Source organism: Pseudomonas sp. NFACC14 (assembly GCF_900106885.1).
GTDB classification, from domain to species: domain Bacteria; phylum Pseudomonadota; class Gammaproteobacteria; order Pseudomonadales; family Pseudomonadaceae; genus Aquipseudomonas; species Aquipseudomonas fluorescens_AA.
In genome coordinates this window covers 1-21,391 of sequence record NZ_FNOA01000038.1, presented here as the reverse complement: position 1 = coordinate 21,391, position 21,391 = coordinate 1, and the positions used below count along the sequence as shown (strand labels likewise).

General features: G+C 62.7%; 19 protein-coding genes. 8 read left to right on the top strand and 11 right to left on the bottom strand.

The genetic code is table 11. From position 1 onward, the window contains the following. Positions 1-26: 26 nt before the first annotated feature. The 3 genes from BLU85_RS29375 to BLU85_RS29365 are packed head-to-tail and all read right to left on the bottom strand — an operon-like array spanning position 27 to position 2,653. Complete coding sequence (locus BLU85_RS29375; RefSeq protein WP_003205785.1) at positions 27-191, bottom strand: DUF2474 domain-containing protein; 165 nt, start codon at positions 189-191, stop codon at positions 27-29. Positions 192-202: 11 nt separating this feature from the next. After that, the gene (gene cydB, locus BLU85_RS29370; protein WP_053125566.1) at positions 203-1,210 is read right to left on the bottom strand and encodes a cytochrome d ubiquinol oxidase subunit II; all 1,008 of its coding nucleotides are present in this window, start codon (positions 1,208-1,210) and stop codon (positions 203-205) included. 3 nt (positions 1,211-1,213) lie between these two features. Beyond that, complete coding sequence (locus BLU85_RS29365) at positions 1,214-2,653, bottom strand: cytochrome ubiquinol oxidase subunit I (RefSeq protein ID WP_092205470.1); 1,440 nt, start codon at positions 2,651-2,653, stop codon at positions 1,214-1,216. A 507-nt stretch (positions 2,654-3,160) separates the two neighbouring features. Here BLU85_RS29365 and BLU85_RS29360 point away from each other — a divergent pair. Continuing rightward, entirely contained in the window at positions 3,161-4,399 is a 1,239-nt protein-coding gene (locus BLU85_RS29360) for an MFS transporter (RefSeq protein WP_092205471.1), read from the top strand. On the opposite strand, the gene BLU85_RS29355 is transcribed toward BLU85_RS29360, so the two are convergent. The 5 genes from BLU85_RS29355 to BLU85_RS29335 all read right to left on the bottom strand — a co-directional run bounded on the left by BLU85_RS29355 (position 4,396) and on the right by BLU85_RS29335 (position 9,463). Beyond that, positions 4,396-6,597, bottom strand: coding sequence for a xanthine dehydrogenase family protein molybdopterin-binding subunit (locus BLU85_RS29355; RefSeq protein ID WP_092205472.1), 2,202 nt, complete (start codon positions 6,595-6,597; stop codon positions 4,396-4,398). The genes BLU85_RS29360 and BLU85_RS29355 overlap by 4 nt on opposite strands. Beyond that, positions 6,597-7,598 (bottom strand): FAD binding domain-containing protein, encoded by a 1,002-nt coding sequence (locus BLU85_RS29350; RefSeq protein ID WP_092205473.1) that lies wholly within the window; start codon positions 7,596-7,598, stop codon positions 6,597-6,599. The genes BLU85_RS29355 and BLU85_RS29350 overlap by 1 nt, the downstream gene beginning before the upstream one ends. Further along, positions 7,595-8,116, bottom strand: coding sequence for a (2Fe-2S)-binding protein (locus tag BLU85_RS29345; RefSeq protein ID WP_072348445.1), 522 nt, complete (start codon positions 8,114-8,116; stop codon positions 7,595-7,597). Before BLU85_RS29345 ends, BLU85_RS29350 begins: the two co-directional genes overlap by 4 nt. Positions 8,117-8,294: 178 nt before the next feature. Continuing rightward, a complete protein-coding gene (locus BLU85_RS29340; RefSeq protein ID WP_092205474.1) occupies positions 8,295-8,861 on the bottom strand; it encodes a DJ-1 family glyoxalase III in 567 nt (188 codons plus the stop codon). 149 nt (positions 8,862-9,010) lie between these two features. Then, positions 9,011-9,463, bottom strand: coding sequence for a DUF4879 domain-containing protein (locus BLU85_RS29335; protein ID WP_092205475.1), 453 nt, complete (start codon positions 9,461-9,463; stop codon positions 9,011-9,013). 204 nt (positions 9,464-9,667) lie between these two features. On the opposite strand from BLU85_RS29335, the gene BLU85_RS29330 reads away from it, so the two are divergent. The 4 genes from BLU85_RS29330 to BLU85_RS29315 all read left to right on the top strand — a co-directional run bounded on the left by BLU85_RS29330 (position 9,668) and on the right by BLU85_RS29315 (position 13,625). Next, positions 9,668-10,963 (top strand): NCS2 family permease, encoded by a 1,296-nt coding sequence (locus tag BLU85_RS29330; RefSeq protein ID WP_092205476.1) that lies wholly within the window; start codon positions 9,668-9,670, stop codon positions 10,961-10,963. After that, positions 10,960-12,039 (top strand): tRNA (uridine(54)-C5)-methyltransferase TrmA, encoded by a 1,080-nt coding sequence (gene trmA / locus BLU85_RS29325; protein WP_092205477.1) that lies wholly within the window; start codon positions 10,960-10,962, stop codon positions 12,037-12,039. The genes BLU85_RS29330 and trmA overlap by 4 nt, the downstream gene beginning before the upstream one ends. Before the next feature lie 288 nt (positions 12,040-12,327). Next, positions 12,328-12,768 carry a type II 3-dehydroquinate dehydratase gene (gene aroQ, locus BLU85_RS29320; protein WP_092205478.1) on the top strand — a complete coding sequence of 147 codons (441 nt, stop codon included), beginning with the start codon at positions 12,328-12,330 and terminating at the stop codon, positions 12,766-12,768. Between the two features lie 5 nt (positions 12,769-12,773). Beyond that, complete coding sequence (locus BLU85_RS29315; RefSeq protein WP_371128553.1) at positions 12,774-13,625, top strand: shikimate dehydrogenase; 852 nt, start codon at positions 12,774-12,776, stop codon at positions 13,623-13,625. Between the two features lie 135 nt (positions 13,626-13,760). On the opposite strand, the gene BLU85_RS29310 is transcribed toward BLU85_RS29315, so the two are convergent. Together BLU85_RS29310 and quiC are read right to left on the bottom strand one after the other, a co-directional pair. Continuing rightward, positions 13,761-14,438, bottom strand: coding sequence for a TetR/AcrR family transcriptional regulator (locus BLU85_RS29310; RefSeq protein WP_092258392.1), 678 nt, complete (start codon positions 14,436-14,438; stop codon positions 13,761-13,763). A gap of 103 nt (positions 14,439-14,541) precedes the next feature. After that, complete coding sequence (gene quiC / locus BLU85_RS29305) at positions 14,542-16,443, bottom strand: 3-dehydroshikimate dehydratase QuiC (RefSeq protein WP_092205481.1); 1,902 nt, start codon at positions 16,441-16,443, stop codon at positions 14,542-14,544. Positions 16,444-16,713: 270 nt separating this feature from the next. On the opposite strand from quiC, the gene BLU85_RS29300 reads away from it, so the two are divergent. Beyond that, positions 16,714-18,051 carry an MFS transporter gene (locus tag BLU85_RS29300; protein ID WP_092205482.1) on the top strand — a complete coding sequence of 446 codons (1,338 nt, stop codon included), beginning with the start codon at positions 16,714-16,716 and terminating at the stop codon, positions 18,049-18,051. Between the two features lie 204 nt (positions 18,052-18,255). Here the strand turns inward: BLU85_RS29300 and BLU85_RS29295 are convergent, their stop codons facing one another. Next, positions 18,256-19,134, bottom strand: coding sequence for a DMT family transporter (locus BLU85_RS29295; RefSeq protein ID WP_092205483.1), 879 nt, complete (start codon positions 19,132-19,134; stop codon positions 18,256-18,258). A 252-nt stretch (positions 19,135-19,386) separates the two neighbouring features. Between BLU85_RS29295 and BLU85_RS29290 the strand changes: the two genes are divergently transcribed. After that, a complete protein-coding gene (locus BLU85_RS29290) occupies positions 19,387-20,271 on the top strand; it encodes a KPN_02809 family neutral zinc metallopeptidase (protein ID WP_092205484.1) in 885 nt (294 codons plus the stop codon). Then, entirely contained in the window at positions 20,272-21,219 is a 948-nt protein-coding gene (locus tag BLU85_RS29285; protein ID WP_092205485.1) for an alpha/beta hydrolase, read from the top strand. The last annotated feature ends 172 nt before the right edge of the window (positions 21,220-21,391 follow it).

The window sequence follows — 21,391 nt, the reverse complement described above, 5'->3', positions numbered from 1 at the left end:
GGAGCGAAGCTCGCTCCGGCAGGGAATCAGTGGGTGGTCAGCCCCGCGGCATTCATGAACATCCGCATCAGGCTGGCGACGATGAACAACGCCAGCACACTGCCAGCCCAGATCAACGCCAGCCAGCCGAGCCGCTGCCAGAGAGGCTTGCGCTCGGCGGCCTCGATGTCTTTCAAGTCCGGTTTGGCCATGCTCGAAGCCCTCAATGGTAGCCGTCGTCGTGGGTCACCTTGCCGCGGAACACGTAGTAGCTCCAGAAGGTGTACACCAGGATCAACGGAATGATGAACAGCGTGCCCACCAGCATGAAACCTTGGCTCTGGGGCGGTGACGAGGCGTCCCAGATCGAGATGGACGGCGGCACGATATTCGGCCACAGGCTGATGCCCAAGCCGCTGTAGCCGAGGAAGATCAGCACCAGGGTCAGGATGAAGGGCGTGTAGTTGGCATTGCGGGCCACCGCGCGAAACAAACCGTACATGGTCACCAGCACCAGGATCGGCACCGGCAGGAACCAGAACAGGTTCGGCAAGGTGAACCAGCGGGCCGCGATGTCCGCGTGGGCCAGAGGCGTCCAGATGCTGACGATACCGATCACGGCCAGCACCACGAACGCCAGCGGCCGGGCCAGGTCATGCATCTGCTCTTGCAACTTGCCTTCGGTCTTCATGATCAGCCAGGTGCAGCCGAGCAACGCGTAGGCCGCGATCAACGCCAGGCCACAGAACACCGTGAATGGCGTGAACCAGTCCAGGGAACCGCCGGCGAACTGGCGATTGACCACTTCAAAGCCATCGATGAACGCCCCCAGCGCCACGCCCTGGAAGAAGGTGGCCGTCAGCGAACCGCCAATGAATGCCTTGTCCCAGAGGTGGCGCTTCTCGGCCTTGGCCTTGAAGCGGAACTCGAAGGCCACGCCGCGGAAGATCAGGCCAATGAGCATCAGGATCAACGGCAGGTACAGCGCCGACAGCACCACCGAGTAGGCCAACGGAAACGCCCCGAACAGCCCGGCACCGCCCAGCACCAGCCAGGTTTCGTTGCCGTCCCAGACCGGTGCCACGGTGTTCATCATGACATCACGGTCGCGCTCGCCCTTGACGAAGGGGAAGAGGATGCCAATCCCCAGGTCGAAGCCGTCCATGATCACGTACATCATGATGCCGAAGATGATGACCACGGCCCAGATCAGCGGAAGATCAATACCCATGACTCAATTCCCCTTGTTCGAGCGGTCGTTGTGGTCCACTTCGTCGTCGCCTTCGTTGGCGGCCGACAATGGCCGGGCCGGGGTGCGTTTCTGGCCGGGCCCGCCATCGGTCGGCTCGGCTTCGTGAGCCTCCGGTCCCTTGCGTACCAGGCGCATCATGTAGCTCAGGCCTGCACCGAACAGGGCGAAATACACCACGACAAACAACACCAGGGTGATACTCATCTGCGCAAAGCTATGGCCGGACGAAGCATCGGCGGTGCGCATCAAGCCGTAGACCACCCAGGGCTGACGGCCGATTTCGGTGGTGAACCAACCCGCCAGTATCGCGATCAAGCCGGACGGTCCCATCCACAGCACCATGTGCAGGAACGGCCTGGACTGATAGAGCCGGTCGTTGCGGCGCAACCAAAGGCTGCACAGGCCGGTGAAGATCATCAGCAGGCCCAGGCCGACCATGACCCGGAACGACCAGAATACGATGGTCGAATTGGGCCGGTCTTCAGGTGGAAACTCCTTCAGGGCCGGCACCTGCTTGTCCAGGCTGTGGGTCAGGATCAGGCTGCCCAGGTAGGGAATCTCCACCGCGAACTTGGTCCGTTCCTCCTTCATGTCCGGCAGGCCGAACAGGATCAGTGGGGTCGGTTCGTTGCCGACGTTCTCCCAATGGCCTTCGATGGCCGCGATCTTCGCCGGCTGATGCTTGAGGGTGTTGAGTCCGTGGAAGTCGCCAATGACCGCCTGTATCGGCGCCACCAGCAGCGCCATCCACATCGCCATCGACAGCATCCGGCGGATGGCCGGGTTATCGCGGCCGCGCAGCAAGTGCCAGGCCGCCGACGAGCCGACGAAGAACGCCGTGGCGACAAACGCCGCGGTGGACATGTGCAGCAATCGATAAGGAAACGAGGGGTTGAACACCACCGCCAGCCAGTCCACCGGGATCACCCGGCCGTCGATGATTTCGTAGCCCTGGGGGGTCTGCATCCAGCTGTTGGAGGACAGGATCCAGAAGGTCGAGATCAGGGTGCCGATCGCCACCATGACCGTGGAAAAGAAGTGCAGGCCACGGCCTACGCGGTTCCAGCCAAACAACATCACGCCCAGGAAACCCGCTTCGAGGAAGAACGCCGTGAGCACCTCGTAGGTGAGCAAGGGGCCGGTCACCGCGCCGGCGAAGTCCGAAAAGCGGCTCCAGTTGGTCCCGAACTGATAGGCCATGACCAACCCGGACACCACCCCCATGCCGAAGTTGACGGCAAAGATTTTCGACCAGAAGTGGTACAGGTCGCGGTAGGTATCATCGCGGGTCTTGAGCCACAACCCCTCGAGCACCGCCAGGTAACTCGCCAGGCCGATGGTGATGGCCGGGAACAGGATGTGGAACGAGATCGTGAACGCGAATTGGATTCGGGCGAGATCGAGCGCCTCCAAACCGAACATAAGTCTTCCTCTGTCAGGTAAAACCGGCTGCGGGCGGGGCTTGCATCGGGCCCCAGGGATATGGAGTGCGATGCTTTTCAAATCGTTCTTTTTATAACCGTCACACCGCAGGACTCTGGCCGGACGGCCGCCAGCCCAACGCCCCGAAGGGTATTGATCTGGATCAAGCAATGCTCAAAGAGTAGTCGCAATATTGCCGATGGACGGCGTGGTCTTTTGTCGCGTGACAGGTTGTCTCAGGAGTTGACGCCAATGGAAATCTTTTGTGGCGAGGGGATTTATCCCCGCTGGGCTGCGAAGCAGACCCACCCATTTCAGCCAGAATCCAATTGGCGAGCGCTACGCACTCGAACGGGGATAAATCCCCTCGCCACAATAAATCCCCTCTTCACAGGAATCGCGCATCGCGCAAAATCGATGCTTGGCTAACTATTTTTTCCAACGGGCGTAATTTCCGGTTACAGCTCGGCGATAATCTCGATGCCTTCATCACCGGACCCGCCCTAGATGCCCAGTCAAGCGCCGCTGCTGCTCCGTCACCATCGTCCCTTCATCGCCTTCTGGCTGGCCCGGATATTCACCGCCAGCGGCTTCCAGATGCTCACCGTGGCCATCGGCTGGAACCTCTATCAACTGACCGGCAACGTCCTGGACCTGGGCCTGGTGGGGTTGGTGGAGTTTGCCCCGCGCGTGCTGTTCATGCTCCATACCGGGCATGTGGCGGACCGCTATGACCGGCGCAAGGTCGCGGCCATTTGCCAATCATTGCAGGCCATGATTGCCCTGGCGCTGGCGATTGGCAGCGCCACCGATAACGTCACACGGGAGATGATCTTCATCCTCGCCTTCCTGCTGGGCGCCGCTCGCTCCTTCGAAATGCCGACCACCCAGGCGTTGCTGCCGAGCATCGTGCCGGCGAGCCTGTTTCCCCGCGCCGTGGCCGCCGCGCAATCGGCCCAGCAATCGGCCACCATCGTCGCGCCGGCACTCGGCGGCTTGCTCTACGCCTTCGGCAGCGTCTGGGTCTATGGGCCGACGGTGCTGCTCTACATCATCGCCTGCTGCCTGATGCTCAACCTGCCCGCCCGGCAGACGCCACTGAACAAAGGCAAGGCGACCTTGGATTCTTTGCTGGCCGGGATTCGCTTCATTCGCAGCCGCCCGGACATTCTCGGGGCGATCTCCCTGGACCTGTTCGCGGTGTTGCTCGGCGGCGCGACGGCGCTGCTGCCGGTGTTCGCCAAGGACATCCTGCTCACCGGCCCCTGGGGCCTGGGCCTGTTGCGTTCGGCACCGGCGGTCGGGGCCTTGCTGATGTCGTTGTGGCTGGCGCGGTTTGCCGTGGAGCGCAAGGTCGGTCGGGTAATGTTCACCGCCGTGGGCGTATTCGGCGTCGCCACCATTGCCTTCGGCCTTTCCACCTCGTTCTGGTTTTCCCTGGCAGTGCTGGTGGTGCTGGGGGCGGCAGACATGATCAGCATGGTGATCCGTGCCTCGTTCGTGCAACTGGAAACCCCGGATGAAATGCGCGGCCGGGTCAGCGCGGTGAACGGGTTGTTCATCGGCGCGTCGAACCAGCTGGGCGAGTTCGAATCCGGCCTCACCGCCCACTGGTTCGGCACGGTGCCGGCGGTGGTCATGGGCGGTGTCGGTACGCTGCTGGTGACCGGGACCTGGATCAAGCTGTTCCCGACCCTGGCCAACCGTGACCGGATGCACGAACCGGTGGATGAAGCAAAAGCCTAGAGCAGCTTGTCGAGGGTAATGGGGAAGTCCCGCACTCGCTTGCCAGTGGCGTGGTAAATCGCATTGGCCACCGCCGCGGCCACCCCGACGACGCCGATTTCGCCGACGCCCTTGGACCCGAGCGCATTGACGATTTCGTCCTGTTCCTCGACGAAAATCACCTCGATATCACCGATGTCGGCGCTGACCGGCACGTGATACTCCGCCAGGTTGTGGTTCATGTGACGCCCCAGGGCGTGATCGGTCAGGGTTTCTTCGTGCAGGGCCATGCCGACGCCCCACACCACGCCACCGAGAATCTGGCTGCGGGCGGTTTTCGGGTTGACGACCCGCCCGGCGGCAATGGCGCTGACCACTCGGTTGACCCTCACCGTTCCCAAGTCCTCATCCACCCACACTTCGACAAACACCGCCGAGTGAGTGGCCGTGGCGTAGGCCTGGCGTTTTGCATCCGGCTCGGCGGTGACCTGGGCCTGCAACGGCGTCTCGCCACTTTTTTGCGCCAGCTCCGCTAACGCCACGCTCGCTTCGCCCAGCCGCAGTTGGCCATCGGCAAACGTCACTTGCTCAAGGGTCGCGCCACCGAAGGCCGGACAGGCCTGGCGGGCCACGGCCAGGAGTTTTTCCTTCAGCGCTTCACAGGCCTGCTGCACGGCGCTGCCCACCGACGAGACGGTGAACGAACCACCCTGCAGCGGCGCAGTGGGCAGCGACGAATCCCCCAGGACAAACGTGACGTCCTCAAGGGAAACGCCTGACGCCTCGGCGGCAATCTGGGTCATGACCGTGTAGGTCCCGGTGCCGATGTCCGTGGTGGCGCTGCTGACGGTCAGCTTGCCATTCGTATCCAGAGAGGCTTGGGCACTGGCCTTCTGCTGCATGGCTTCCCACACGCCACCGGCCATGCCCCAGCCCACCAGTTGCCGGCCTTCACGCATGCTGCGTGGTTCCGGGTTGCGCTTGTCCCAGCCGAAACGACGGGCACCCTGGGCATAACACTCACGCAGTTCCTTGCTGGAATACGGCTTGCCTTCGTTCTCGTTGCGTTCGGCGTAGTTGATCAAGCGCAGTTGGATCGGATCGATCGCCAGGGCACAGGCCAGTTCATCCATGGCGCATTCCAGGCCAATCAGCCCGAGGGCGGCACCGGGCGCGCGCATGTCCAAGGGCGTATAGACGTCCAGCGGCACCAACTTATAGGTCAACGCCACGTTGTCGCAGTGATAAAGCATGCCGCTCCACTCCACCACGTGTTCGGTGAAGTCCTCGAAACGCGAGGTCTGGCCGATAGCGGTGTGTGCCACAGCCAGCAAGCGACCGTTGGCCGCCGCCCCCAGTTGCACGCGCTGGAGGGTTCGCGGCCGATAACCAAAGGTGAACATCTGCTGGCGCGTCAGGCTGACCCGCACCGAGCGCTTGAGGGCCAGTGCCGCCATCACGGCCAACGGCAATTGATACTGCGGGCGCAGCCCGGAACCGAAGGCGCCGCCGACAAACGCGGCAAACACCCGCACCTGTTCTTTCTCGAGGCCGAAGACCTTTTGCACATAGGCTTGGCAGTTTTGCGTGCCTTGGGTCTTGTCGTGGATGTGCAGGCTGCCATCAGGCTGATACAACACGGTGGAGGCGTGTGGCTCCATCGGGTTGTGGTGTTCGACCGGCGTGCTGTAGGACACATCCACGCTGAGCGCGGAGCTGGCGTATTCGCCCTGAAAATTCCCACGGGGCTTGGGCAGTTCGGCCGGTGCCGGATGGGCGTCATATTGCAAGGTGATCAGATCGGTCTGATGCGCCTCGGCGTCGTATTCGATTTCCACCAGCGAACCGGCATACCGGGCCAGCTCAAGGTTTTCCGCCACTACCAGGGCCAGCGGCTGGCCGCTGTAGAGCACCCGGTCGTTGTACAACGGCCGGAACGGCGAGCCGTCCGCCGCATCGGCATCCTGGTAGGGCTCGTCGTAGCTGGCAATCCTCGGCCGGTTGGTATGGTCGATGACCGCGACCACGCCGGGCAGTGCCAGGGCTCGGGACGCATCGATGCGCACTACGCGACCACGGGCGACCGTACCGGAGACGACGCTGCCGTGCAGCAAGCCGTCCTCGGGGTATTCAGCGGCGTAACGGGCCTGGCCCGTCACCTTGAGCAGGCCGTCGACCCGGTCGAGGGGTTGTCCTATGGATTTGCTCGGAGCGTTCATCAGGCGTGTCCTCCCTGGGGTGCGCAACCCAATGCGGCGTCACTCAAGGCACGGACAATCGCCCGGCGCGCCAGTCTGACTTTGAAGCCGTTGTGCTCCAGCGGCTCAGCGTTTTGCAGCAGCGCGTCGGCAGCGGCAGTGAAGGTTTCGCGGCTGACGGTCTGCCCGGTCAGCCAGCTCTCCACGGCGCGGTCGCGCCAGGGTTTGTGCGCCACCCCCCCCAGGGCCAGGCGCGCCAGGCGAATCACCGGCCCGTCCAGCTCCAGCGCCGCCGCCACTGACACCAGCGCAAAGGCGTAGGAAGCGCGATCACGGATCTTCAGGTAGTGGCTATGGTCGGCAAAACCGGCGGCAGGCAATTCGATAGCGGTGATCAGCTCATCGTCGGCCAGTTGGTTATCCCGCTCCGGGGCGTCGCCGGGCAGGCGATGGAAGTCGGCGAACTCGATGGTCCGCGCCCCACCCCGGCCCAGGACATGGACCACTGCTTCCAGGGCCGCCAAGGCCACGCACATGTCGGAAGGATGGGTGGCCACGCATTGATCGCTGGCACCGAAAATCGCGTGGATCCGGTTCAAACCGTTCCGGGCCGGGCAACCGCTGCCGGGTCGGCGTTTGTTGCACGGTACGCTCGCGTCATAGAAGTAGTAGCAACGGGTGCGTTGCAGCAGGTTGCCGCCGGTGCTGGCCATGTTGCGCAGTTGGGGCGAGGCACCCGCCAGGATGGCCTGGGCCAGCAGTGGATAACGGCGTTCGATCCACGGGTGCCAGGCCAGGTCGGCATTGCTCACCAGGGCCCCGATCATCACTCCGCCGGAAGGGGTTTCACTGAGGTCCGCCAGGGGCAACCCGGTGATGTCGATCAGGTGCTCGGGACGGGTGATGTTTTCCTTCATCAGGTCCAGCAGGTTGGTGCCGCCAGCGATGAAGCGGGAAACCGGACTCGACAAATCGACGGCGGCCTGCACGGTGTCGGGCTTGCTGTATTGGAAGGGATTCATTGATCACCTCCCTGCTGGCAAAGTGGCAGAGCTTCTTCGATGGCATCGCGAATGTTGGTATAGGCTCCGCAGCGGCACAGGTTGCCGCTCATCAGCTCGCTGATCTGCCCACGGGTCTGCGCCCGGCCCTCGTTGGCCAAGCCCACCGCCGAGCAGATCTGCCCCGGCGTGCAATAACCGCACTGGAACGCGTCGTGCTTGATGAAAGCCTGCTGCATGGGATGCAACTGGTCGTCGCTGGCCAGGCCTTCGACAGTGATCAGTTCGGCGCCATCACACATGACGGCCAGCGTAAGACAGGCGTTGATCCGCTTGCCGTCGCGCAGCACCGTGCAGGCACCGCATTGGCCGTGGTCGCAGCCTTTCTTGCTGCCCACCAGGTCCAGTTGCTCGCGCAGCAGGTCCAGCAACGTGGTCCAGGCCAGCACTTGCAACTCTCGCACCTGGCCATTGAGGGTCAGACGGATCGGATGACGGACGAAGGACGCCTGCGTCGCTTCGGACAGGGTCGCGCTCATGGAACACCTCACGGTTGGTCGTACTCGCGGCGTTTTGGAAAACCGCCGTCATAAGGGGTACGACTTCAGGGTGGGGGTGAGCGTTCAAGGCAAATGCGCGATGAAAGAATGCCAGCGTCTGCTTCGCAGCCGAGCGGGAGCAAGCTCCCTCGCCACAGGCCGATGTGGATCAAGCGTGTCAGGCCAGCAACTCTGCCGCCACTACGCTCCTCACGCCCTTGCCACAAAGTTGCTCCACCAGCGTCAAGGCAAACGCCAGGGCAGCCGCCGAGCCTTGGGCAGTGATGCAGTTGCCGTCCACCACCACGGGTTGATCGACGAAGCTGCAACCGGACAGTTGCTGGCTCACTGCGGGCAGGCAGGTCATGCGGCGCTGGCGCAGGACGCCGGACGCCTGTAGCGCCAGGGCCGGGGCTTCGGCGATGGCGGCGAAGAAACGTCCGGCGGCGGCCTGGTCCTTGAGCCGCTGTTGCAGCGGCTGATGAGCCGCCAAGTGCTGGGCGCCGATGATGCCGCCTGGCAGGACGACCAGGTCGAAATCCTGCGCGAGCATGTCCACCAGCATCCCATCGGCCGTCAGGCGCGTGCCGCGGGCGCAGGTGAGCATGCGCCGCCCTTCGATGCTCGCCACCACGGTTTCGATCTGCGCCCGACGCAGCACGTCGATCACGGTGACCGTCTGCAAGTCGTCGACACCCTCGGCGACGGCTATCAGGGCTCGGGGGATCTTGGTTCCAGGAATCATGGGCGCTCTCCGCTGGGTGATGCTTGTAGTGTAGGAGCTGCCGAAGGCTGCGATCTCTTGATATGCGCTTGAGATTCAAGCGTCGGGGGGAAAGATCGCAGCCTCGCTTCGCTCGACAGCTCCTACACAGCTCCTACAGGAGCCAGCGGCTATTTGATGTACAGCTGGGTCGACATCCGGTTGCCCGGTGCGTTGATCGACTGGTTGCTGAAGCTGAAGGTACCCTCTTGCTTGCCCTTCAGATCGAAGATGTACAAATAGCCGACGACCTTGGTCCGCACGGAGCAGTCATTGAGATTGCCATTGCTGTACGCGCATACCGGCGAGCGGGTGCCGTCGACTTCAAAGCCGTCCAGGGTGACATGGGGTTGACGGCCATAGCCGACCTCCAGCACATAGACCTTGATCGTCGGGCCGTGATCGCAACGCGTCTGCGCCTGCCCCGGGACGATGTCCTCGAAGCCGCAGGCCGGCGACTCGACCTTGAGCACCTTGACTTCGCTCAAGGGCGGCGCCGACGCGGCATGGGCGGCCTGGCCGGGCAACCACAGGCCCAGCGCGCACCCCACGACCGCCAGCAGCTTTTTATTCATCTGAAGCATAGAGACCTCCCGGAACCGCGCGCAGTATGGCCCACTTGGCGCGTTGGCAAAACATCGACGACGATCGCAGCCACAACGCTACGCTGCTGGTATGATGCGCGGCTTTTTCCGACCCGCAGAAAATTCCCGGGCGCCGCTGGCGACCTGTGCTTTGCTGTTGAGGTCGATACATTCACGGCGCCGGGCGCGCCACGGGGAGCAGACATGCTGGAAAGGCTGTTTCAACTCAAGGCACACAACACCAACGTGCGGACCGAGATCCTGGCGGGCGTCACGACGTTCCTGGCCATGGCCTACATTCTGTTCGTCAACCCGAGCATCCTTGGCGAAACCGGCATGGATAAAGGCGCGGTGTTCGTCGCCACCTGCCTGGCGGCGGCCATTGGCTCCACGGTCATGGGCCTGATCGCCAACTACCCGATCGCCCTCGCCCCGGGCATGGGCCTGAATGCCTTCTTCACCTACACCGTGGTCCTGCACATGGGTCATACCTGGCAAGTGGCGCTGGGCGCGGTGTTCATCTCCGCCGTGCTGTTCTTCCTGCTGTCGATCTTTCGCATCCGCGAGTGGATCATCAACAGCATCCCGCTGCCGCTTCGCTCGGCCATCGCCGCGGGTATCGGCCTGTTCCTGGCGCTGATCGCCCTGAACAATGCTGGCATCGTGGTGAAAAACCCGGCGACCATGGTTGGCCTCGGCGACTTGAAGCAACCGGCGCCGATCCTCGCCACCCTCGGTTTTGTCCTGATCGTCGCCCTCGAAGCCTTGAAAGTGCGCGGCGCGGTGCTGATCGGCATCCTGGCGGTCACCCTTGTCTCGATCCTGATGGGTTTCACCCCGTTCGGCGGCGTCATCTCCGCGCCGCCGTCCCTGGCCCCGACCTTCCTGCAGTTGGACATCAAGGGCGCCCTGGACATCGGCCTGGTGAGCGTGATCTTCGCTTTCCTGTTCGTCGATCTGTTCGACAACTCCGGCACCCTGATCGGCGTCGCCAAGCGCGCCGGGCTGATGGGCAAGGACGGCCACATGCCGAAGATGGGCCGTGCGCTGATCGCCGACAGCACCGCCGCCATGGCCGGGTCGCTGCTGGGCACCTCTACCACCACCAGTTACATCGAATCGGCCGCGGGCGTCAGCGCCGGCGGGCGCACCGGCCTGACCGCCATCGTGGTGGCGATCCTGTTCCTGCTGGCGCTGTTCTTCTCGCCACTGGCCGCCAGCGTCCCGCCTTTCGCCACTGCGCCGGCCTTGCTGTTCGTCGCCGTGCTGATGACCTCGGGCCTGGCGGAAATCGACTGGGACGACATCACCGTCGCCGCCCCGGTGGTGGTCACCGCCCTGGCGATGCCATTCACCTACTCCATCGCCAACGGCATCGCCTTCGGTTTCATTGCCTGGACCGCCATCAAACTGGTGTCTGGTCGTGGCCGTGAGCTGAACCCGGCGCTGGTCATTCTGTCGATCCTGTTCGTGATCAAGTTGGGTTGGTTCAACGCATGACTTTTGATTCCCAGGCCTACGCCGCTCAGTTGCAGGACAAGGTCACCCGTTTGCGTGACCTGTTGGCCCCGTTCGAGGCCCCGGAGCCGGCGGTGTTCGATTCGCCCCTGAAAAACTTTCGCCTGCGGGCCGAGTTCCGCCTGTGGCGCGAGGCCGGCGAACGGCATTACGCGATGTTCTCCCAGGACGACAAGCGCACGCCGATCCTCATCGAGGAATTTCCCATCGCCAGCCTGCGCATCAACCAGTTGATGCCGCAACTCAAGGCCGCCTGGCAGGCCAGCGCCCCCCTGAGCCATAAGCTGTTCCAGGTGGAGTTCCTGACCACCCTGGCGGGGGACGCGATGATCACCCTGTGTTATCACCGCCCGTTGGACGAGCACTGGCACGCTGCCGCCTCGAAACTGGCAACCGACCTGGGCGTGAGCATCATTGGCCGCTCCAAGGGCAAGCGGGAAGTGATCGGCCATGACTATGTGGTGGAGCAGCTCGAAGTCGGCGGCCGCACGTTCAGCTATCGCCAGCCCGAAGGCGCCTTCACCCAGCCCAACGGCACGGTGAACCAGAAGATGCTCAACTGGGCCTACGAGGCATTGGGGGAGCGCAACGACGATCTGCTGGAGTTGTACTGCGGCAACGGCAACTTCACCCTGCCCCTGGCCACACGTGTGCGCAAAGTACTGGCCACCGAAATCAGCAAGACCTCGGTGAACGCCGCGCTGAGCAACCTCAGCGAAAACGCTGTGGACAACGTCACGCTGGTGCGCCTGTCCGCCGAAGAGCTGACCGAAGCCCTGAACGAAGTCCGGCCGTTCCGCCGCTTGCAGGGCATCGACCTGAAAAGCTACGAATTCGGCAGCGTCTTCGTCGACCCGCCTCGCGCCGGCATGGACCCGGATACGTGCGAGCTGACCCGGCGCTTCGACAACATCCTGTACATCTCCTGCAACCCCGACACCCTCGCCGCGAACATCGCGCAGCTGAACGACACCCACCGCATCACGCGCTGCGCGTTGTTCGATCAATTTCCGTGGACCCACCACATGGAGTCCGGGGTGTTGTTGACTCGACGCTGACCCCCTCATATACAGGGCTGCCCTGTAGGAGCTGCCGAGTGAAACGAGGCTGCGATCTTTCCACTGCACATTAAGTCCAGAGCAAAAGATCGCAGGCTTCGCCAGCTCCTACAGGGGATACATTCCCTCGCCATTCCCAAATGCCCATCAAACGGAGTTTGTTCGATCATCGAACACTTATTGCCCGACGTCATCGGCTTTATTTGACCAAATTAACCATCTAGTACAATTTATCTCCACCGGCTGAAATCCCGCCGACACCAACAATAAAAATGTGGAGAAATTGCGATGCCTCCGATCGTTCTGGTGCTCAACGGCCCGAACCTGAACCTGCTCGGCACCCGCGAGCCGGCAACCTACGGCCATGAAACCCTGGCCGACATCTCGGCACTGTGTGGCCGCGCAGCTGAAGAATTCGGCTTGGCGGTGGAGTTTCGCCAGACCAATCAGGAAAGCGAGCTGCTGGACTGGATTCACGGCGCCCGGGGCCGATGCGCCGGTATCGTCATCAACCCGGCGGCCTGGACCCACACCTCCGTGGCGATCCGCGACGCCTTGGTGGCCAGCGAAGTACCGGTGATCGAGGTCCATCTGTCCAACGTCCACGCCCGCGAAACATTCCGCCATCACTCCTTCGTCTCATCCATCGCCATAGGCGTGATGTGCGGGTTTGGCAGCCATGGTTATCGCCTGGCCCTTGAACATTTCAGTCAGCGGTTGAAGGGTTGATGAGCATGTCGAATATCACTGTGCTGGCCGGCCTGATCGGTGCGGGCATCCAGGCGTCTCGCACGCCTGCGCTACATGAGCAGGAAGGCGATGCCCAAGGCATGCGTTACCTCTATCGGCTGATCGACCTCGACGCGCTGAAACTCGACAGCGGCGCCCTGGCTGACTTGCTGGTGGCCGCCGAACGCATGGACTTCACCGGCCTGAACATCACCTTCCCCTGCAAGCAGGCGATCATCCCGCTGCTGGATGAGTTGTCGCCCGAGGCCCGCGGCATCGGCGCGGTCAATACCGTGGTGCTCAAGGACGGCAAGCGCATCGGCCACAACACCGACTGCCTGGGGTTCGCTGAAGGTTTTCGCCGTGGCCTGGGGGATGTGGCGCGCCAGCGCGTGGTCCAGATGGGCGCCGGGGGCGCCGGCGCGGCGGTGGCCCACGCGTTGCTGCTGGAGGGCGTGGAAACCCTGAGCATTTTTGACGTCGAGGTCAGCCGTGCCGAGGCGCTGGCCAACAACTTGAACCAACACTTCGGCCCTGGCCGCGCTCGCGCCGGGCATGACCTGCCCACCGCCATGGCCGAGGCCGACGGCCTGGTGAACACCACGCCCATGGGCATGGCGAAACTACCGGGCACGCCGGTGCCGGTCGAGCTGTTGCGGGGCACCCTGTGGGTCGCGGAAATCGTCTACTTCCCACTGGAAACCGAACTGCTGCGCAACGCCCGCGCCATCGGCTGCCGTACCCTGGATGGCGGCAATATGGCGGTGTTCCAGGCGGTGAAGGCGTTCGAACTGTTCAGTGGCGTGGCACCGGATGCGCAACGGATGCTGGAACACTTCCAGAGCATGAACCACTAAAGCCTGGTGATAATCCCTTGTGGGAGCGAGCTTGCTCGCGATGACGGTGTGTCAGTCGCAATCGGTGTTGGCTGATCGACCGCTATCGCGAGCAAGCTCGCTCCCACACAGGCCCGCTCCCACAAGAATTACGGGTCAGGGCTGGAGGTAGCGCAACACTGACTCACAAACCATCCGCCGATGCCGCTGCTTGACCGCTTCAGCCGACAGGTCGATCTGAAAGATCTCACCGAACGTCTGCCGGTTGGACACCCGGTAGAAACAGAACGAGCTGATCAGCAGGTGTATATCCAGCGGCTCGAGGCCGGCACGGAACACGCCCTCTTCGGCGCCGCGACGCAGGATCACCCCCAGGGAATCGAGGATGGTGTTGGTCATCGCCTTGATCGTGCCTGACTGCTTCACGTACTCGGCGTTGTGGATGTTTTCGATGCAGACGATGCGCACGAAATCCACGTTGCGGTCGTGGTGGTCGAAGGTGAACTCCACCAGGCGCCGGATCGCGTCGACCGGCGCCAGCTCCGCCAGGTGCAAGCGGCTCTCGGTGGTGCGGATATCCCCGTAGAGTTTTTCCAGCACCTCGACGTACAACTGCTCCTTGCTGCCGAAGTAGTAGTAGATCATGCGCTTGGACGTGTGGATGCGCTCGGCGATGGCATCGACCCGGGCGCCGGCCAGGCCTTGCTGGACGAACTCGACGATGGCTTCCTGAAGAATGTTTTCCCGGGTCTTTTCCGGGTTGTTCTTGCGACTCTTGCGCGGCGTGGCGACAGGTTCGTCGAGCGCTGCGGAAAGCTCTGGATTCATAGTCATTGCGGGGCTCACGGCCATCACTGCACAGGCTGGCGATTATGGGCCGCACCGTGCACTGAAGGAAGCCACGACACGGCCCATTACCGCCGCGTTTACGATTTCTCTACAACTTGGCGTGCCGCAAGCCACCGCTGCGGGACTTGGCCATGGCCGCCAGGCGCACCGCGACATTGGCGGCACCATAACCGGCGTAACCGTTCTTGCGCTGGATGATCTCAAAGAAAAACCGCCCCTCGAACGGCTCGGTGTAAACGTGGAACAGCTCGCCACCCTGGGCGTCGCGGTCGTACAGCACGTTGAAATAGGCCAGTTCGCTCAGGAATTCGTCGTCGAAATCGAAACGCGCCGCCAGGTCGTCGTAGTAGTTGAGCGGGATGTCCAGCAACGGCACGCCCGCCTCTTTGGCACGACTGACCTGGGCGAAGATGTCGTCGCAATCGAAAGCAATGTGATGCACGCCGGAACCGCGATAACTCGACAGCGCGTGTGAGATCGCGGTGTTGCGGTTCTCGGAAATGTTCAGCGGCAAGCGGATCGAACTGCAGCGGCTGCGCAGCGCACGGCTTTTCACCAGGCCATAGGGGTCGGGCAAGACGACTTCGTCGTCGGCCTCGAAATCCAGCAGGCTCTTGTAGAACAGCACCCAACTGTCGAGGCTGTCGGCCGGCAGCGCCATTGCCATGTGGTCGATGCGCTTGAGCCCGGCCCCGATGACAGCCCCCGGCTGCAGGTTGAAATCGGTGCCATAGACGTCGGCTTCCTGGTCCACCAGGTAAATCAGGCTGCCGTCCGGTGCGCGCACCGCCGCCAGCTCCAGCTCGTTGGGCCCCACCAGCCCGCGATAGGGCTGGCCCTTGTAGGCAACGGCCCGCTCCAAGGCGCTGGCACTGTTTTTCACGCGCACGGCGGTGGCGCACAACGAAGGCCCGTGGGCTTCGAAAAAACTGTGGGCGAAGGAGTACGGTTCGCTGTTGAGGATCAGGTTGATATCGCCCTGGCGCAGCAGGCTGACATTCTTCGAACGATGCTGGCCGGCCTTGACGAACCCCAGCCGCTCCAGCCAATGGGAGAGCTTGGCACCGAGGCTATCGTCCACGGCGAACTCGAGGAATTCGATGCCGCCATATTCGCTGGCCGGCGGGGTGGCGAACAGGATGTCGGCATTGCCAACGGCGCTCGCTTCTTCGGCCAGGCGCTGGCGGGTCTTTTCTTCCAGGTACAGCAGCGAGCGCAGGCCGTCGGCGGCATTGGCCCGTGGCGGCGCGGCGCGGAATCCGTCGTTGAAGATCTCCAGCGACAGCGGCCCGGTATAACCACTCTTGATGATCGGTGCCAGAAACCCCGGCAAGTCGAATTCGCCCTGCCCCGGGAAACAACGGAAATGTCGGCTCCACTCCAGGACATCCATGGCCAGGATTGGCGCATCGGCCATTTGCACGAAAAAAATCTTCTCGCCAGGGATCTCGGCGATCGCACTCGGATCGCCCTTGAGGGACAAGGTATGGAAGCTGTCGAGCAACACGCCAAGGCTGGGGTGATCGGCCTGGCGCACAATGTTCCAGACCTGTTGATAAGTATTCACGTGGCGGCCCCAGGCCAACGCCTCGTAACCGATACGCAAGCCCCGCGCACCGGCCCGTTCAGCCAGCAGGCGCAGGTCATCGATCAGGATCCGTTCATCGCCGACGCTGTCGGCCGAGGCGTTGCTGCACACCAGCACCAGGTCGGTGCCCAGTTCCTGCATCAAGTCGAACTTGCGCTCGGCCCGCTCCAGGTTGCGCGACAGACGATCGCGACGGCAGCCTTCGAAGTCACGAAACGGTTGGAACAGGGTGATGGCGATGCCCAGGTCGGCGCACATCTGCCTGATTTCCCGCGGGCTGCCATCGTAATAGAGAAGGTCGTTCTCGAAGATTTCCACCCCGTCAAAACCGGCGGCGGCAATGGCTTCGAGTTTTTCCGGCAAGGTACCGCTCAAGGATACGGTGGCAATGGAACGCTGCATGACTTCGGCTCCCGGACAGGCATCGGCTACAAAAGGTGCGCCGCTTTTGAAAGAGTCAGCCGATTATTGAGCTGCCGGTTTCTTTCAGCAATTTAATATGTACCATCCGGTTAGTTTTTTGGGCGATTATCGAACAAAATGCCGATTGCCGAATTGACGATTTTTTGCTCACTGCGCACCATCGCTCCCCACATCGACGCAGGCCCTGATCGCCGACGTCAATGGAAAGACCCAGACCGACCATAAGAATTTCAAAAACGGGTACACGCTATGATTCCTTCCCAAAGTTCCCGCCTGGCCCCTGGCCTGGGTGCCTCCACCGGCAGCGTCGGTGACAAGATCCGCGGCGCCATGGCCGTGGGCAAGACCCGTTGGGGTATGCTCGCCCTGGTGTTTTTCGCCACCACCTTGAACTACATCGACCGCGCCGCCCTGGGCGTCATGCAGCCGATCCTGGCCAAGGAAATGAGCTGGACGGCGATGGATTACGCCAACATCAACTTCTGGTTCCAGGTCGGTTATGCCGTCGGCTTCGTGTTGCAGGGGCGGCTGATCGACCGGATCGGCGTCAAGCGCGTGTTCTTCTGCGCCGTGCTGCTCTGGAGCCTGGCGACCGGCGCCCATGGCCTGGCGACCTCGGCGGTGGGTTTCATGGTCTGCCGCTTCATCCTCGGCCTCACCGAAGCCGCCAACTACCCGGCCTGCGTGAAGACCACCCGGCTGTGGTTCCCGGCGGGCGAACGGGCCGTGGCCACCGGTATTTTCAACGCCGGGACCAACGTTGGCGCGATGTTCACCCCGATGCTGCTGCCGCTGGTCCTGCACGTGTGGGGCTGGCAGGCCGCGTTCCTGTGCATGGCCGCCCTGGGCGGGATCTGGCTACTGTTCTGGGGCCTGAAATACTTCAACCCCGAAGACCACCCCAGCGTCAAACAGTCGGAGCTGGACTACATCCAGGCCCAGGACGAACCGGACCAGGTCCGCGTACCGTTCTCACGCATCCTGCGCATGCGCGGCACCTGGGCGTTCGCCCTGGCCTACTCGATCACCGCGCCGGTGTTCTGGTTCTATCTCTATTGGTTGCCGCCGTTCCTGAACCAGCAATACAACCTGGGCATCAACGTGACCCAGATGGGCATCCCGCTGATCATCATCTACCTCACCGCCGACTTCGGCAGCGTGGGCGGCGGCATCCTGTCTTCGTTCCTGATCGGTCGCGGCCTCAATCCGATCAAGGCGCGACTGGTGTCCATGCTGCTGTTCGCCTGCTGCATCATCGGCGTGATCATGGCCGCCGGAGCAAGCAACCTGTGGATGGCGGTGTTCGCCATTTCCCTGGCCATCGGCGCGCACCAGGCCTGGACCGCCAACATCTGGAGCCTGGTGATGGACTACACGCCCAAGCACATGATGAGTACGGTGTTCGGCTTTGGCGGCATGTGCGCGGCCATTGGCGGGATGTTCATGACCCAGTTGGTGGGCCACATCCTCACGATCACCAACAACAACTACACCGTGCTGTTCACCCTGATTCCGGCGATGTACTTCATTGCCCTGACCTGGCTGTACTTCATGGCGCCGCGCAAAGTGCCGACCCTGGAAAACTGACTGTCCACACGCTAACGGACAGCGATTCACCTGTGGCGAGGGAGCTTGCTCCCGCTCGATTGCGCAGCAATCGCAAAGAAGCGAGGGCCGCTTCGCAGCCCAGCGGGAGCAAGCTCCCTCGCCACAGAGGGTTGTGCTAGCCAGGCCACAAGGGGCTGTGCTGGCCAGGGGACCGGGCTGGCCACAAAGGGTTCTGTGTGGCGGTCACTTGCGCCGCTGCTGCCACGCCGCCGCCAACCCACTCAAGCAGATCAGGGCGATGCCCACCACGGTGGTCAGCGTCGGCGTATGGCTGAAGAACAACCAGCCCAGCAGGCCGGCAAACACGATCTGGCAATACCCGAACGGCGCGAGCAGCGCCGGGGCGGCAAAGCGAAAGGCCTGGGTCAGCATCAGGTGCGCCGTCATCCCGCAGGCCCCCAGCGCCAACATCATCACCCCGTGCATCAGGCTCGGCACTTGCCAGAAGAACGGCACCAGCGCGCTCATCACCAACGTGTTGCACAGGCCGGCGAAGAAATTGCTGGTGGTCGGGCTGTCGATCTCGCTGAGCTTGCGCGTGAGCAGCTGGTAGAAACAGAAAAACAACGCCGAACAGAAGGGCAACAACACCGCCGGGGTGAACAGATCGCCACCGGGATGGACGATGATCAACACCCCGATAAAACCGAAGATCACCGCGATCCATTGACCGCGCGTCACGTGTTCGCCCAGCAACGGCACCGACAACGCGGTCACCAGCACGGGCGCGAGGAAGTTGACCGCCGTCGCCTCCGCCAGTGGGATGAACATCAATGCCGTGGTGAAAAACAGACTGGTGCCCAGCAGGCACAACGCCCGGGCCAACTGCCACAACGGGCGCTTGGTACGTAGCACCCGCAGCCCCGAACGCGGCAGGAAGATACCCGCCATCAACAAGGTGTGCACCACGTAACGTGCCCAGACCACCATGATGATCGGATAAAAACCCGACAGATATTTGGACAACGCGTCATGACTGGAGAACAGGAACGTTGCGACCAGAATAAGCACGATGCCCTTGAAAGCCTGATTGACGCCGGAGAGCGGTGTGCTGAGGGTCATGAGGGAAACCTGCGTTGCTTGATGTAGGGGCCGTGACGCACGTTGCAGTTATTGGGCCCGCGAGCATGCCGATAAGTTCTGAATCCGAAGTGTAATGAAAATTCCGGCGCCAGGCAGGATTGACTCACCGCTGAACCAAAACCCGTGTCCGTTGCCTGACAGCTCAAGCGCGACGCGCACCTTGGGCGCCTAAAAGCTAGACTCACCGCCACAGCAGTCATTTTTAGCCAGGTCATTCAGAGGAATTTCCACATGTTATGGAGAAAAGGTCGCCGCAGTGACAACGTGGTGGACGCCCGTGGTGACGGTGGGGGCGGTGGCGGAATGCGTTTCGGTGGCGGCAAGGGATTGAGCCTGACCGCCATTCTCCTGATCGTCGGCATTGGCTGGATCACGGGCCAGGACCCGATGCAGATTCTCGGGCAACTGGCCGGGCAGATGGACCAGTCCGCGCCTGCCACTTCACAAACCCGCCAGGCGCCACCGGCCAACGACGAACAGGCCGAGTTCGTGCGCTCGATCCTCGGCGATACCGAAGACACCTGGGGCCAGGTTTTCCAACAGGCCGGACGCCAGTACCAGCAACCCAAACTGGTGTTGTTCAGCGGTCGAGTCAACTCGGCCTGCGGCCTGGCCTCCTCGGCGACCGGTCCGTTCTATTGCCCGGCGGACCGCCAGGTCTACCTGGACATGAGCTTCTTCAAGGAAATGTCCCAACGCTTCGCCGCCGCGGGCGATTTCGCCCAGGCCTACGTCATTGCCCACGAAGTCGGCCACCACGTGCAGACGCTGCTGGGTGTATCAGCGAAGATCCAGGAAGCCCGCCAGCAAGGCCGGCAGATGGAAGGCGACGGCGGCTTGTTGGTGCGCCAGGAACTGCAGGCCGATTGCCTAGCCGGCGTCTGGGCCAACCATGCGCAAAAACGCCTGAACTGGCTGGAGCCGGGGGACATCGAGGAGGCCTTGACCGCCGCCAACGCCATCGGCGATGACCGCTTGCAGCAACAAGGCCAGGGCCGCGTAGTGCCGGACTCCTTCACCCACGGCACGTCGGCGCAGCGGGTGCGCTGGTTCAAGACCGGCTTCGCCCAGGGCCAGGTCAGCCAGTGCGACACGTTCGCGGCGAAAAACCTGTAGATGAAGTGGCGCGCGCTGATCGGGCTGTTGCTGTGCTGCGCCGTCGCCCAGGCCGAGGAACACGGCGTCAACGTGGTCGCCCCAGGGCGCCTGCAACTCAAGGGCGGCGCCATGGCTGTCGCCGTCAGCCCGCCCCCGGCGTCCATCCAGCGCGTGCTGATCATCCTCCATGGTCGGCTGCGCAACGCCGAGACCTACCTGCACAGCGCCGAAAAGGCTGCCGAACAGGCCGGGCAACAGGGCACGACCCTGATCATCGCCCCGCAATTCCTCAACGAGCGGGACATGGCTCGCCACACATTACCCAATGAGCTACTGCGCTGGCGGGGCAACGACTGGATGGCCGGTGGCCTGTCCACAGGACCCAATCCAGTCAGTTCCTTCCAGGTCCTCGACGACATCGTCGCGCGGGTCAGTGACCGGCAACAATTTCCCGAAGTGAAGGAGATCGTCATCGCCGGCCATTCCGGCGGCGCCCAGGTTGTGCAGCGCTATGCCCTGCTCGCCCAAGGCCGATACCGGATCAACCCGCGGTTTGTCATCGCCAACCCGTCGTCCTATGCCTATTTCGATGCCCAACGGCCCATGGCCTTCGACCCGGCCAGTTGCCCTGGTTTCAATCGCTGGAAATACGGCTTGCAGGACCTGCCCGCCTATGCCGCCGGACAGGCGCCCGCCCGCCTGGAGGAGAACTACGTCAAACGCGACATCGTTTATCTGCTCGGGCAGCAGGACGTCGACCCGGAGCATCCGGCGCTGGACAAGGGCTGTGAAGCGCAAACCCAGGGGCCCTACCGGCTATTGCGCGGGCATTTCTTTTTCGACTACCTGACCCGGCGTCATCCCGTGGGGCTGAACCAGCGGCTGATCGAAGTGCCGGGGGTCGGACATAACGGCAATGGGATGCTGACTTCGCCTGAGGGGTTGAAGGTGTTGTTTGGGCAGTGAGTTTTGTATCGGCTGGACGGGCTTCATCGCGAGCAAGCTCGCTCCCACAAAGTTTTCTGCATTCGCCGCATATCCACTGTGGGAGCGAGCTTGAACTGGTCAACTAATTTTGGACACCAGTTACGGTTTCACGCCGCCAGTTTCTCCATAGCTACCGGCGACCGGTAGTCGT

Excerpts from the sequence above, each read along its gene's own strand:
- BLU85_RS29355 (WP_092205472.1), bottom strand. The coding sequence starts at position 6,597 with ATGAACGCTCCGAGCAAATCCATAGGACAACCCCTCGACCGGGTCGAC.
- BLU85_RS29340 (WP_092205474.1), bottom strand. The coding sequence starts at position 8,861 with ATGATTCCTGGAACCAAGATCCCCCGAGCCCTGATAGCCGTCGCCGAG.
- BLU85_RS29365 (WP_092205470.1), bottom strand. The coding sequence starts at position 2,653 with ATGTTCGGTTTGGAGGCGCTCGATCTCGCCCGAATCCAATTCGCGTTC.
- trmA (WP_092205477.1), top strand. The coding sequence starts at position 10,960 with ATGACTTTTGATTCCCAGGCCTACGCCGCTCAGTTGCAGGACAAGGTC.
- BLU85_RS29335 (WP_092205475.1), bottom strand. The coding sequence starts at position 9,463 with ATGCTTCAGATGAATAAAAAGCTGCTGGCGGTCGTGGGGTGCGCGCTG.
- BLU85_RS29290 (WP_092205484.1), top strand. The coding sequence starts at position 19,387 with ATGTTATGGAGAAAAGGTCGCCGCAGTGACAACGTGGTGGACGCCCGT.
- BLU85_RS29285 (WP_092205485.1), top strand. The coding sequence starts at position 20,272 with ATGAAGTGGCGCGCGCTGATCGGGCTGTTGCTGTGCTGCGCCGTCGCC.
- BLU85_RS29360 (WP_092205471.1), top strand. The coding sequence starts at position 3,161 with ATGCCCAGTCAAGCGCCGCTGCTGCTCCGTCACCATCGTCCCTTCATC.
- BLU85_RS29345 (WP_072348445.1), bottom strand. The coding sequence starts at position 8,116 with ATGAGCGCGACCCTGTCCGAAGCGACGCAGGCGTCCTTCGTCCGTCAT.
- BLU85_RS29375 (WP_003205785.1), bottom strand. The coding sequence starts at position 191 with ATGGCCAAACCGGACTTGAAAGACATCGAGGCCGCCGAGCGCAAGCCT.
- BLU85_RS29300 (WP_092205482.1), top strand. The coding sequence starts at position 16,714 with ATGATTCCTTCCCAAAGTTCCCGCCTGGCCCCTGGCCTGGGTGCCTCC.
- BLU85_RS29315 (WP_371128553.1), top strand. The coding sequence starts at position 12,774 with ATGTCGAATATCACTGTGCTGGCCGGCCTGATCGGTGCGGGCATCCAG.
- BLU85_RS29350 (WP_092205473.1), bottom strand. The coding sequence starts at position 7,598 with ATGAATCCCTTCCAATACAGCAAGCCCGACACCGTGCAGGCCGCCGTC.
- BLU85_RS29330 (WP_092205476.1), top strand. The coding sequence starts at position 9,668 with ATGCTGGAAAGGCTGTTTCAACTCAAGGCACACAACACCAACGTGCGG.
- BLU85_RS29295 (WP_092205483.1), bottom strand. The coding sequence starts at position 19,134 with ATGACCCTCAGCACACCGCTCTCCGGCGTCAATCAGGCTTTCAAGGGC.
- BLU85_RS29310 (WP_092258392.1), bottom strand. The coding sequence starts at position 14,438 with ATGACTATGAATCCAGAGCTTTCCGCAGCGCTCGACGAACCTGTCGCC.
- aroQ (WP_092205478.1), top strand. The coding sequence starts at position 12,328 with ATGCCTCCGATCGTTCTGGTGCTCAACGGCCCGAACCTGAACCTGCTC.
- quiC (WP_092205481.1), bottom strand. The coding sequence starts at position 16,443 with ATGCAGCGTTCCATTGCCACCGTATCCTTGAGCGGTACCTTGCCGGAA.
- cydB (WP_053125566.1), bottom strand. The coding sequence starts at position 1,210 with ATGGGTATTGATCTTCCGCTGATCTGGGCCGTGGTCATCATCTTCGGC.